At 39.2% G+C, this 14,222-nt stretch carries 8 protein-coding genes; all 8 read right to left on the bottom strand.

The features are described from left to right. Positions 1 to 243: 243 nt before the first annotated feature. Entirely contained in the window at positions 244 to 1,953 is a 1,710-nt protein-coding gene (locus ACUNWD_RS02255; protein WP_445586134.1) for a DUF362 domain-containing protein, read from the bottom strand. A 433-nt stretch (positions 1,954 to 2,386) separates the two neighbouring features. After that, positions 2,387 to 3,505, bottom strand: a complete 1,119-nt coding sequence (locus ACUNWD_RS02250; protein WP_445586133.1) for a hypothetical protein — start codon at positions 3,503 to 3,505, stop codon at positions 2,387 to 2,389. A gap of 146 nt (positions 3,506 to 3,651) precedes the next feature. Then, positions 3,652 to 5,145, bottom strand: coding sequence for a RagB/SusD family nutrient uptake outer membrane protein (locus ACUNWD_RS02245; protein WP_445586132.1), 1,494 nt, complete (start codon positions 5,143 to 5,145; stop codon positions 3,652 to 3,654). An 18-nt stretch (positions 5,146 to 5,163) separates the two neighbouring features. Continuing rightward, a complete protein-coding gene (locus tag ACUNWD_RS02240; protein ID WP_445586131.1) occupies positions 5,164 to 8,436 on the bottom strand; it encodes a TonB-dependent receptor in 3,273 nt (1,090 codons plus the stop codon). Between the two features lie 230 nt (positions 8,437 to 8,666). After that, positions 8,667 to 9,641, bottom strand: a complete 975-nt coding sequence (locus ACUNWD_RS02235) for a FecR family protein (protein WP_445586130.1) — start codon at positions 9,639 to 9,641, stop codon at positions 8,667 to 8,669. Between the two features lie 58 nt (positions 9,642 to 9,699). Further along, positions 9,700 to 10,254 (bottom strand): RNA polymerase sigma-70 factor, encoded by a 555-nt coding sequence (locus ACUNWD_RS02230; protein ID WP_445586349.1) that lies wholly within the window; start codon positions 10,252 to 10,254, stop codon positions 9,700 to 9,702. A 476-nt stretch (positions 10,255 to 10,730) separates the two neighbouring features. Continuing rightward, on the bottom strand, positions 10,731 to 11,714 hold the full coding sequence (locus tag ACUNWD_RS02225; protein WP_445586129.1) for a glycoside hydrolase family 43 protein: 984 nt from the start codon (positions 11,712 to 11,714) through the stop codon (positions 10,731 to 10,733). An 11-nt stretch (positions 11,715 to 11,725) separates the two neighbouring features. Next, on the bottom strand, positions 11,726 to 14,221 hold the full coding sequence (locus ACUNWD_RS02220; protein ID WP_445586128.1) for a sugar-binding domain-containing protein: 2,496 nt from the start codon (positions 14,219 to 14,221) through the stop codon (positions 11,726 to 11,728). Position 14,222 lies beyond the last annotated feature (1 nt).

Raw genomic sequence — 14,222 nt, 5'->3', positions numbered from 1 at the left:
AAGTTATCTTGATCAAACCCGAGGACAAAAACTTCTAGCTTTTTGTCAACTTTAGTCTTTTTGTTCCTTTGCTTAACGTCTTATAGTTTTTCCAATATATCTATTTTATATTACCTATCATTATTTGCCAATTTTCAGACATAAAAAAGCTGTCCGAAGACAGCTAACGTAGTAAAAACAGTCATATTTTTAGAGAACGTGGTTTAGATTTGTCCCAAGTGATATGTAGTTAACTAATTAAATTTACAAAGGAAGATAGATTAGCTCAATTCCCTTTCCATTCTTTGGATCCAGGTTACGCGAGTATCTCATCGTAAGATCATCATCCCAGTGTTCAAAAACCCCCAAACTCTCAATTGGCTTGCCTCCCTGAATGTATCGTGTCCCAGAAGGTGCATGATCCGGATCTGCCATTTCTCGCAGAAAATCATCCGCATTATCGCGAACTAAAATTCGTGGCACATCGTGGTAAGCAGTTTCATTATTGTTTTTGCTTTGCGCGTACATAATATCCAGACCAACGGACTGAAGCGCAACACAGTCAAACGAAGCCAATAAACATGCCGGCCACTCCGAATTTTCGTAAGGCTCAACCTTATTATTGAATGGTGGATTGGGAAAGTGCAATGGGTAGGTTCGCCATTTTCGTCCACAATATAATCCATCAAGTAAGTACAAAATTGTTTTGGCTCCAAGATTTGGCGATGTAGCCAGATCAACCAAAGGTGAGTAGGCATTTTTAGTTCCCAATTTCTTTGTATCCAGGTAATCGTGCAATTCAGGAGTTCCTTTAATGGAGCCCGCATGATTTTTTGCAGACATGGTAACAGCAGTTTGACCTTCATCACCATCTTCCATATAATTGTAAGGATATGAATGCAACTTAAGCATCGCAAAATTTACAAGATAGGTTGCTTCTTTTACCTGTCGGGGAATCAATTTCGCCTCATTAAACTTGCCTGCCGAATAACTAATGCCTTCCACCCAGTCAACTGCTTCTATTCCGGTATGATCACCGTATGCCGGATTAACAGGCTGAGCATCCTGAGCCTCGCCCCACTGCAAAAATCGAACATCTTTAAATTCCTTCCATATTGTAGTCAACATATACGGATAAATTTGCCTGCGGGCATCGTAAATAAAAATATCTTTTTGTGGAATTCCAGCTTCATTCACCAATTGGCGAATCATCGCCAAAACCATTTGTGGTGAAGCATCCGATTGGTTATCAACTTTTGAAACGCCACTGTTATTTAAGTTAATTTTTACAGCGACGACTTCACCCGGTTCGTATCCCCTTTTTGTCAAACCCCGACTATTTTTATTATAATATTTAAAAATTTTGTCCCAGGCTTTTTTGTCTTTTTTTGTTCCGGTAAGTTCCTGTAAAGTCACGGATAACATTTCTGCGACTTTTTCAGTATCGGTATTTTCATCCAACCACCACTGGTCTTCATTTAGCTGCCAGTTACCAGACCACTTGGTTGCTTCCGGATTTCGGGTCATCACAACCCGGCCCGGATAAACCCCCTTTGCATCACCAATCGGCTGATTCGATGGGCCTGGTATCCAATTGAAACCGACAGCAGGTTGATATCCATCACCCGAACCTAACGCAAAAGAATCTAAAATACTAGACGGAATAATTTGTAACCACACGCACAAAACGACAACAACCATCGCAGAACTTCCAATAGCAACCCAGCGATAGTTACCCAGTCTTTTTCCTAAATATTTGATTCCTGCTAAACTTCCTATTAAACCAGTCAACCAAATTACAAAAGCACTGGCTAACGGGAATGCGGCCTGCTGACACGGATATGAAGCGCGGCTTGGTTTTGGGATAACCCTGATTAGGAACCAAACTAAGGCCGCCATCCCCATCGCAATGCTCACTATTTTAGTCCACCTGGCACTAAAAAAAGATACTAGTTTTTGAAGAATATTTTTCATGATGATTAAATATTATTATTAATTCAAGGTTAAAATCAAAAGTCAATGAAATCCGTAATTTTCCATTTTCTACATGCAAACTGCGGAATTTATAGGGCTGAAACAAAGGTCATGAAGGACAATTTGGAATCCTTCCTTATGGTATCATTACGCAACGATATTCTTGCCTTGCAGTACTTTTAATGATAGCTCCATTTATTTTTTTGGAAGACATAGTGATCGGTTGACCTGACAACCGATCACATACGCCATCTTTTTCCGTCCGTATCGTCTTGAAAAGAGGTGACTAACTTTCTTCGTCGACAAAGTGGACACCGAAAGAAACTACACTTACGTTAAGCACATATTAATCAATCACATAAACAAGAATCTAAACGATTTAAAGTGCTTGCTGCTTTACAAAACAATCTACCTTAGAACAGTTAATTTCATATCAATGCTCTGATTGACCCGGAATTTCAGGAATGCCTGGATCGTCAAGAATTTGAACTGTAGTGACTGGACCAAGCGTCTTCCAATCTTGCATAACCCACACAACCTGCTTATCTCTTGTTACTTCTACCATCTGTGGACCATTACCATCATTGTCTCCACGTGATGTAAAAATGGTATTACCATTGGCTAAACGGGTACAGGTTTGAGGAGCTGAAGCAAACCGATAAGCCTCTGGCAGATCGGTTCTGGTATTGAATTCCCATACCGTCTCCCCTTTGGAATTAACTTCCAGTGTCAGTGCATCAGCTTCATTGGTAATTAACGTATTGCCATTCTTTAAACGAAGAGCCGACCAAGGCAACTTACAGTTATACCTCCAAATCTCATTAAAGTCCTTATCGTATTCCGCTACATATCCAAGACCAAAAACGGCAATAAGATAAGTCCCGTCAGCGGTAACACGGGCCCTCCGGTATTGCCCATGGATGCCATTGGGATTTGCAGGGTGCGTATATGGAAGCTCATGCTCTACCTCAACGTCTCCGGTTTTTATATTAACAATCATCAACTTTGGTGGCAAGCCATTCACAATAAACATTACTTTATCTAATCCAATGGGCTGACAAGTGTGTATCTCGGTATGATCAGGTCCAGGTTCAATGTTACAATCATAGCGCCATACTACTTTTTTATCTGGTGTGATTTCTGCTACATATTCCTGACGGGTAAACAGGATGTTACCGTTAGAGAGCATCCACACATCGTCATATTCGTAGCTTGTACCCGTAGAATATGTCCAAATCACTTTTCCTTCATTAATCAGGAACATTTTGTCGTAGTTTTCACCCACTAAGAGCATTGGATGCTGAGCTAAACCATTCCCGGGCAAATTGGGAGGAGTTTCTCCAAACCTCCAGTTACCTGCAACCGCTGGAGTTTCATCTGGGCCAAACTCCGGAACATTACTAGCAGTAAATAGCCCCAGTACGTCCATGCATGGCGTTGCAGAAGATATACCTTTAGAGGCGCTTTTAGCTTTATCTTTCCCTTGTGCAGAAGCAAAATTTGTGAGAACTACCAACAACAAAGTTGTAAAAATGAATTGATTACGAGTCATAAAATTTTAGTTTATTTATTGTACGTTTATTTACCGACATTTAAAATTTACAGGTTCAGGAAGTGCCCCAATTGGGGCACTTCCTGATTATAAGAACTTACCAGAATCAAATCGGCCTCCATCTTGGAAAAGCAGTGATTCTTTAATTACCATCCTGGCAGTTGTTCCATTTTTGGATTATTATCCATTTCTGACTGGGGGATAGGAAGATACTGATGTTTTTCTGGATCGAAATTTTCCCTTCCTCTTTTGTCACTATTACTGATTTCCTGTTGCAATAAACCCCACCGTCTCAGGTCATAAAAACGCTGGCCTTCAAAGACGAATTCAATCATACGCTGATGGCGTATTTCAGCCATCATCTGCCCCTGATTATATCCTGCAGGTAAGTCAGAAAGATGAGCGCGTTGTCTTATAAGGTTTACATCATTATAAGCATCCTGTGGGCGGCCCTGCATAGTTACCGCTTCGGCATGCATCAGCAGAACATCAGCATAACGCAGGGCTCTTATATTAATACTGCTTGAGTGAACACCACCATTAATTCCAATCTCTTCGTTTTCCTGTTGCCAATTCAGATACTTCTTAAGCTTGCATTTTGTATCATATAGGTCTGGGAAAAAGTCAGATATTGGTCTTTGATAAAAAAGTCCGGGTTCTCCCTCCCATATTAATGTGGCTACCATACGGGGATCAAATTCGCCATCTGTAGTTTTCTCTTTTTGAAATTCCATTAATATTTTATTTGTAGTATACACTTGACTCCAACCACCAACCTCTCTGGGCATATACTCCATGTTTAACCTGGTTCCTAAGTTTTCATTTGCATCACTAGCCCACATATACGTTCCTCCTACATCCTGCACTTGTATTTCAAATACTGACTCTATATTATTTTCATGTTGCAAATCAAAATTATCAGCATAGTTGTTCATAAGAGCATAGGAGAAAGGGGGCTGCATTAATTGTTCAAATACGATTTCCGCTTTAGCATAATCTTTTTGATATAAATAGGCCTTCCCCATGAATCCCAGTGCCGCTCCTTTTGTTGCTCTTCCAACCCATTCTGATGAATAAGATATTGGCAAGCCCTCTGCAGCATCAGTAAAATCACTAATAATCTGTATATACACTGAATCTTCAGGAGATTTAGCTACAAAATATTCATCCATGCTTTTAGGTGTTGTCAAATGAATCGGGACAGCTCCCCAGTTGCTAGCTAGGTGAAAGTAATTCAGGCCTCTTAGAAATTTTACTTCTGCGATATAACGCTTCTTACTATCATCACTTATAGTAGATATTTGTGGTGTCTCTTCAATTATTTGATTTGCACGAAATATCCCTTTATAAGCCCCATTCCATACATTGCTTCCTATCCCAGGTAAATAGTTAAAAGAATTAGCAGCAGTGAAATCATCTCCCCTATCGATAGTCAAATCCATCCCACTGTGATCATAATACCCACCGTTATCTAAGTTTCCTAAATAATTATAAGTGCCGGCCAAAGCCTTTAGTACATCACCCTCAGATTTCCAAAAAGCTTCCTTTGTAATGGTATTAGGATTAGATTCGTTTAAAAAATCGTCTCCACATCCCACGAAAAATATTACTATAAATAATATTGAAAAAATCCTTTTCATAATAAAATAAATTAAAAATTATAAACCTAATTGGACACCAAGCGCAATAGTGCGAGCCAATGGATAGGCTACTGATTCAAAATCTACACCACGATTTAATACACTTCCACCTCTCCCAATATCAGGATTATACCCTGAATAATTTGTAATGGTAAATACATTATCGGAGCTTACATAAACTCTAAGGGATGAAAAACCTACCGGTTTAATCATATTCGAATTAAAAGTATAACCGAGCTGCATGGTTTTCATACGCAGATAAGAACCATCTTCGAGAAAACGGTCAGAATAACGACTATTATTATTGGGATCAGTCAAGATTAATCTTGGAATATTAGTGTGGTGATCAGGTGTCCAGGAATCTAACAAAGAGCTAAGTACATTACCCTCATTGCCCACGTACAATACCATTTGATTTCTACCAATTCCATTATAGATTTTATTACCATATGTTCCCTGCATAAACGCTGATAAATCGAACCCTTTCCAAGAAATATTAAAACCAATGCCACCCGAAAATTTAGGGCTGGGATCTCCACAATATACCTGATCAGCACTTGAGATCATACCGTCCCCGTTAGCGTCTACATAGCGAATATCACCGGGAGCTGCATTAGGTTGTATAAGATTCCCGTCCTTATTGTGGGATTGTACTTCCTGCTCTGAATTAAAAATTCCGTCTGTTTTGATTAAATAAAAAGCACCGACCGGACCTCCTTCTTTTGTGATATTAACAGGGCCATGCAATGGTCTTCCACCCGCTAAGGATAACACGCGATTTCTGTTAATGCTGAGAGTTCCATTTATATTATACCTGAATTCATGTCCTCCCGCATACGATAGAGCTAATTCCAATCCACGGTTCCGAATGTTACCAGCATTGACTGTGGGTTCATTATTAGCCCCCACAGAGCCTGGAATCGGCATCCCTACCAAAATACCAGATGTTTCCTTATTGTAATAATCTGCAGTGAGGTTTATTTTATTGTTGAATACACTAAGATCCAGCCCAATATCAAATGTCTTTGTACTTTCCCACTGAATGTCAGGAGCTGCAAGATCTGTTTGGATGGCACCTGGCCACAAATGTTGATCTGTTCCTGCTACCCAATTTTGATTGAGCCTGATAACGGGGATATAAACATAATCTGGAATTAATTGGTTACCTAATTTACCATAGCTACCCCTTAGCTTCAATGATGACACCTTTGAAACTAAGGTGCTAAAAAATTGTTCTTTGGCAATATTCCATGCTACAGCAACAGAAGAAAAATTCCCATAACGGTATTTCTGTGAAAAACGTGATGAGCCATCCCTGCGAAAATTAACTGTTAACATATAACGTTGGTCATAAGTATAGTCTATCCTGCCAAATTCGGAAACAAGCGTGTTTTCCGTTTCCGAACCTCCATTGTACTTTGTACCCTGACCCGCATCCAGTACAGCTATTCCATCAGGCAAGCCTTGGGCGGTTGCAGATATATTTCTGTACTGATTTTTTTGCATAGTGTACCCCGCTAAGCCTCGGATATTATGCTTGCCGAACGTTTTTTCATAGTTCAATGTATTTTCTGCCATCATAAAAGGGTTTCTACTGCTACCTTCAGTCAGGTTGTTTGTCGGATTAGTAAAGAACTGTCCTACTTGATAGCGTTTTGTATAAAGATAGTCAGCTACCAAACTATTGGTATAACCAAGATTCAGCTTGTAAAATAATCCACTAATTAAATCTACCTGAGCATAAGCATTTACCATTATATCCGTTGTCTGACTTTTGGGGTCTTTCAGATTCAGCAAGGCTACCGGATTTTCTACATTTGAGACCTGTCCGTAAGCTCCAGCATATCCACCTATGGCGTTACTATCGTAGATGTCAAAATTTGGAATCATATGGAGGGCTGCCCCAACGGCATTACCTCCGAGCCCCCCCCATCCACTAAGTATAAGTTTTCGGTTCTCATTGGAAACAAGAACGGTTTCCCCAATTGTGAGTCGGCCCAGGGTGGTTTGGGATTTTACCCGTAGGTTATAACGTGAATAGTTCGTCTCTTTTACAATGCCTTCCTGTCTAAGATAGCCAAATGACACACTATAGTTGCTCTCCTTCCCTCCTCCACTCACACTAAGGTCATAGTTTTGTATAGGAGCTATACGATATATCTCGTCCTGCCAGTCCGTCCCAACTCCATTCGATCCAGGTTCTTTTAAAAAATCAAGACGTGGGACGCCCGCAGCGTCATGAGCTGCATTATCCACCTGGGCAAATTCCTCTGCATTTAGCACATCCATTTTATGAGGTAGTTGCTGTACACCGAAATAAGCATTCACCCCCATAGAAGTTTTACCAGCGGTTCCTGATTTCGTAGTTACCAGCACTACTCCATTCGCAGCCCGAGAACCATAAATTGCCGCAGCAGAGGCATCTTTCAATACTGATATACTGGCAATATCACTAGAATTTATGTTATCAATGTTTGCAACTTGTACACCATCTAATACATATAACGGATCATTATTATTCCAGGTACCTACTCCCCGGATCAGGACTCTCATTCCTGTCCCAGGATCGCCGCCTGCCGATTCTACCTGAACTCCAGCCAACACACCCTGTAACGCCTTCGAAACAGAACTTTCACCTAATATGGGTAACTTATCCCCTCTAATACTGCCAACAGCACCTGTCAAATCACTTTTTTTCACAGTCCCATAACCAATCGCCACTACTTCCTCAATTCCAACAGTCTCTTCTACCAACTTGACATTAATCTTTGTCTGATCTCCTACAGGTATTTCTTGGGTCTTCATTCCAACAAAAGAAAAAATCAAAACATCATCACTTCTTACATTTGATAGAAAGTAAATCCCATCTTCATTTGTTATCGTTCCCTGAGTGGTTCCCTTCATCACAACGGTTACTCCAGGCAAGGGAGAACCAGAAGAATCAGACACTTTTCCTGAAATAGACTTTTCTTGTTGCATGAAATCATTCATGCCTGATGAAATGATGATATGCCTATTTATTATTGTATATGACACATTTTCTCTACCAAAAATCTTTTCAAGAATGTCTTCGATATTGCTTTCTTCAACATTAAGATCAACCTCTCTGTAAACGTCAATTTTTGTAGCATTATACATAAAAGTATATTCTGACTGATCCTCAATTAACTTTAAAACATTTTTTACTGTCATGTTTTGCACGTTGAGGTTCAGCTTTGCTTTTTGACTGTATACAGAAGCATAACTCCCCGTTAAACCGATAATACATGTCAGAATTATAACTAGCTTCATTTTTAAAATAAATTTTCGCCGAATAGACCGATAAACGGAAAATCTATCCGAACTAAAGTTTTTTTTCATAATTTTGATGTGTTAATTCAGCTTTCAATGAATTCGGTTATTCCAGTAACCTCATTATCTAAGCTGGGTTAATAAAAATTGATTAGGAAGGTTTGTCTTAGGGCAAACCTTTTTGTTTTTAGAATCTAATTAGGTGATTTTTTTCATTGGCATTCTGTATTTTAAGGGTTTGAAATAATCACATGTTTACCGTCAATTTGGAATTTAATTGGTTTAAGGATTCCAAGATATGTCAGAGTCTCGCTAAGAGACTCTGTCTTAACTTTAAAGGTGAGACGATCTTCACTCAAAACATCGGGAGAAACTTCAAATTCAACACCATACCAACGCTCTAAATATTTAAAAATCTCTTCGATAGAATTTTCCTCAAAAACTAATTCATTTTTCGTCCATGCTGAAACAACAGCAATATCGAAGGTTTGTATGTCCAATTTCTTTTCTTCTTTGTCAAAAGTTGCTAATTGCCCCGGATCGAGTTTTAATATTTCTTTTCCATTCCTGTCAATACCAATACTTCCTTTCTTAAGCCCAACCTCAATTGTTTGATCATCCCCATATGCTTTAATATTAAATGAAGTACCAAAAACTTTCACATCAATATCTGTGGTGTGAACAACAAATTGTTTCTTTAGATTTTTTCGCACATCAAAGTACCCCTCTCCTTGCAGTACAATATGCCGATCACTTTCGTTAAAATCATTGCTATAACGCACACTTGAACCTCCGTTCAGTAAAACAGATGAACTGTCAGGTAAAATAATACTAGTTTTTTGTCCCTTGGGCGCAATAACTTCAGTAAATAAAGGTGAATGTCCCCGATCTCCAATTTCGGTACCGACCCAGATACTCAGAAACACCAAAACAATAGCAGCTGCGATTTGAGCAAATCTTATGATAATAATATTTTTACTTTTCTGTGAGTGAATATGACGTTTCACTTTTTTCCACGCCTTTATCCTATCTGGAGAAAAGCGTTCTGGAAAACTTCCTGTCACCTGCCACAAATCTTTCAGGTCCCGGTAAACTTTTTTATTTTCAGATGAGCAATTTAACCACTCTTTAATTTCATCTTTGTTGTCTATCCCCTGAGATGAAATATTTTGAATGATCTTATAAAAAGGAATTTTAGTTTCCATTGTGCTATGTGTTTAATACTCTTATAGCACGTAAGTCTCGAATACCCCCTAAATAAAATCAGAAAAAATTTGAAAATAGAAATAGAATGAATATTCTATCTTGGTAAGGTTGCAGGTTTTCTTTCAATTTTTTAATAGCAATTGTAATTTGATTTTCAACTGTTTTAACAGAAATTTGCAATCTTTCGGCAATCTCTTTGTTAGTCAAACCTTCATTTCTGCTTAATTGATATACTGTTTTGCATTTTGCGGGTAAATTATTAACAGCATTCTCAATAATTGTTTTTAGTTCTTCAAATTCCATATACTGGTCAGATGAATATTCAAAAAACTCGTTTTGTCCAGCGATCTTAAAATTTTCAAGAATTTGATTCCTACTTTTTTGATTACGTAAAAAATTCAGACTCTTATTCTTTGACGCAGTATATAAGTACGATTTAATAGAACAATCAGATGGGAGCAATTTTCTCTTTTCCCATAGATAAATAAAAATATTTTGAACAATATCCTCTGAAAGCGTGGTATCCCGTAAATAACTGTTAACAAAATTGCATAAATCATCATAGTATGTGTCAAAAAAATATTTGAAGGCAATCTCGTCTCCTTCAACCATCTTCTGCATTATAAAAGATTCCATTTCTAACACTTTTCCCATTTGATTTCCGATAAAAGAATAAAATTTAATTTGATTTTACAACTTGTGAATTTAGTATTAAATTCTATCGCTTTTTTCTACTACCATTTTAAATTATTAGTTGTGACATATACTATTCTACAGGCCTGCTTGTTAGGTTCAATTTCTTTTCATATCGATAAGTAACTTCATTTCAAATTGTTTCAATATCCGAAACCATTATTGAAGGGTGATAAAATTTTTGTTCTGCATTTCCTAAAATAACATCCGATAATTTGCCAAAATTCAACAATAAAAGCTTTTTATCAATTCAGGTCTAGTGAATTTTCTATGATCAAAATAGTATTTTGAATTTTCATGACGTAAAGCAAATGGTTTAGCCCCCTATGATGAATATATGAAAGACAAGGCAATGTATCATTCTAAAACGCTCACCAATACAAGATTGGCAACTTCTATCTGTAATCCCTTGGCACAACTCCTTCCGTTGTCATCTGAATACGTTTCATCGTTCCGTCTTCATTGTAATACAGGCGATCAATACATACCGAGCGTAAAAAGCTGCCTCCAGCTGTTGGTATTGAGCCGTTATGATATACGAAGTACCAATCACCTTTGAATTCCACAATTGCCTGATGGTTGGTATTACTATTACCGGACACTTCGTTTAGAATTCCTTTGTATTCCCAAGGGCCAGTGATACTTTTACTCATAGCATAACAGGTTTTTTCAGGGAACCAGGCAGCATAAGATAAATAATACCAATCGCCGTGTTTGTGAATCCAGGGTGCTTCGGTAAAGTGGGGCAAAATAAAGGTGCCAATTTCACCGTCCAATTCAATCATATTTTCTTTTAATTTGGCATAGTAGCAACAGGTATTTCCCCAAATCAGATACGCTTGTCCATCATCATCAATCCAAACGGTTGGGTCGATATCATCCCAGGAAATGCTTGTGCATTCGGTCGTCATATCGTTTGTGACCAAAGCGGTACCGCGCGCATCAATGAATGGGCCTGTGGGATTATCGGAAACTGCCACTCCAATTGCTTTCCCTCCTGTCTGATGCTCTGTAGAAACGTACCAATAGAATTTACCATTGCGTTCAATCACTTGTGCTGCCCAAGAACTATGGTCTTTGGCCCATTCAAAATCACTTGTTTTCAATGGTATCGGGTATTCCTTCCAGGTTTTAAAGTCTTCAGTTGAAAAAACCAACCAGTTAGGCATATCATACCATCTACCATCTCCTGTATCTTGCCCGGCATACACATAAAATACGTCGTCGTAGACGAATGCTGCTGGATCAGCAGTATACTTATGTGTGATTACAGGATTTCCCGTAGCTTGGAATTCAAAAGCCTTATCATCTTGAGCCTGAACATTAACAAACCAGATCATAGCTCCTATCAACATCCAAAATTGATATACATTTTTCATTTTAAATAATTTTAGCGGATTTCAAAACTTGTTTCAACAGGCTTCAACCAATTGGCAGAGAACCTCACTTTCACTTCACCCGGTTGTTCCCCGGCTCGTATATAGGCAATCAACCTACCGTGAAATACCCGTTGTTTATTATCGGTATAGTCGCCCATATCTTCGTTGTTGCTGGCCTCCAGGCCTAAGAGTTTGGCATCACCTATAACCTGGCAAGTGACGTCGTCATCCGATAGCATCACTGGGACACCATTCTCATCGACAACTTGGATGGCAAGCTGTGCAACTCCATTTTTAGAAACAGAAGTTTCTTCTTCTATTACGTCAATGGCGAAAGGTCTGCCTGAAGATTGAAGCGTATAACTACTCACTTGTTTGCCATTGGCATCCAGACCAATTACTTCCAGCTTTCCGTTCTGGTAAGGAATATCCCAATAGATAATTCCGGTTTGGTCGCTGTAGGGCTTCTTCTCTCCTACTACTTTTCCGTTTAGCTGTAGTTCTGCCTGTTCGGCATTTGTATAGCAAACCACTCGAATTAACTGACCTTCTTCGTAGTTCCAGATTGGCCATGCATCCATCGAAGGTACTTTTTCTTCGTAATTACCGCTTGCATTTTCGGCATCTAACTGCGACCAAACATCTTTCATTTGGCTCTTGCTTCCTTTTCCAGGTGAAGGATAGGTTCCCAGGTAAGCCATGGGCTTATCCGACCACAACGATTGACGGAAATACCCACGTGGTTTGATAAATCCACCAAAATCAAGTAAGCCTGAATAGAAGCCACGGGAAGGCCATCGACCAGATTCCCCCAGATAATCAATGCCGGTCCACAGGAATTGTCCAAAAACAAAATCACGAATGGTGACGGCCTTCCATGCTTCTATATCGTGACGATTTTCGCTACCAAAGAGAACCCGTTCAGGATACTTTTGATGATCGTGATCGTATAAACTTTCGGTATAGTTGTAACCGGTAATATCGATCGAAAAAGGATATTCTGTTTGATTTGACATGGCAACACCTGCTAAACCTGCTGTGGTTGGCCTGGATTTGTCGTATTGTTTAACCACTTTCACCAGGCGCTTTGCAATATCCCCCAGACGCATTGCATCAGGTGCATCTTTTTTGTAGCCACCGAAAATTGGCTGAGTGAAACCTGTTGCAGCCCCACCATCCAACACTGGGTGTGAATACGGATCGTTCGGATAATCTACCTCATTACCGATACTCCAGGCAAAAATAGACAGGTGGTTTCTATCTCTCTTAACTTGATCCGCTAAATCCTTTTCTCCCCAATCTTCAAAAAAATCATATGAGCCCTGAAATCCGGGAGTACCAACATTCCAGCCCTGTAGCCATTTACGTTTTGGAAATTCCCACTCATCAAACGCTTCATCCATCACCAACAAACCAAGTTCGTCGCATAATTCATATAAATCAGACGCTTGAGGATTATGGCTCGTGCGTATAGCATTTACGCCAATTTCCTTTAAAGTGATCAATCTTCTTTTCCACACTTCGCGGGGAACTGCTGATCCCAACACACCACCATCGTGATGGAGGCATACCCCTTTCACTTTCATCCATTCACCATTTAACGCAAAACCTTTATTGGGATCGAAAGTGAACTGGCGGAAACCAGTAATGGTACTAGTTTCATCGACCAGTTCACCCCTGTTGTAAACCGAAGTTTTCAGTGTATACAAATTCGGTGAATCAAGCGACCACAAATTAGGATTACTGACTTTCAGTCCAGCTTGCAATTTACCTACTCCATTTGCTTCAATATTTATTTTCTCCGAAGACTTTGCAATTAGTTTATTAGCTGTATCAAACAATTCGTTTTTGACAGTTAGTGTTGATAGTTTACTTTGGCTGTTTTCAATATTAACTTTAATTTGAAGCTGATACCCTTTCTTCAGTGGTTCAGGGTAAGCATAGACTCCCCATTGTGCAATGTGAATCGGGTTGGCATACACCACCCAAACATCGCGGTAAATTCCTGAGCCGGTGTACCAGCGCGAATCAGCAGACTGGCTGTGGTCAACCCGAACGGCAATTAGGTTTTCCTCTCCTTGTTTAATGTAAGGCGTCGCATCATACATAAATGAAATGTATCCGTTTGGCCGTTTCCCAAGAGATATTCCATTAATAAAGACTTCACTTCTATTATAAACGCCTTCAAAATACAGGTATATTTTTTCTCCTTTTTTATCTGCAGGAACTTGCAGGTGCTTTCGATACCAGCCAATTCCACCAGGTAAATAGCCTGTTGCACTTGCCAATGTTGGACTTAACTGTCCTTTTACACTCCAGTCGTGAGGCAAATCAATATCTTGCCAACGGCTGTCATCCAAACCAGATTGCTGGCCGTTTTCGACATCTGTCAACACAAATCTCCAACCTTTGTTTGTGAGTATCGCTTCGCCAAACCCAGGTTGAGCAAAGAGACTACTCACATAGAAAAGACTTATAAGAAGAGGGAATATTAATTTAGTTTTCATG

This window comes from Sunxiuqinia sp. A32, assembly GCF_052690465.1.
The sequence above is the reverse complement of the archived record's forward strand: the minus strand, read 5'-3'. Positions and strand labels throughout refer to the sequence as shown.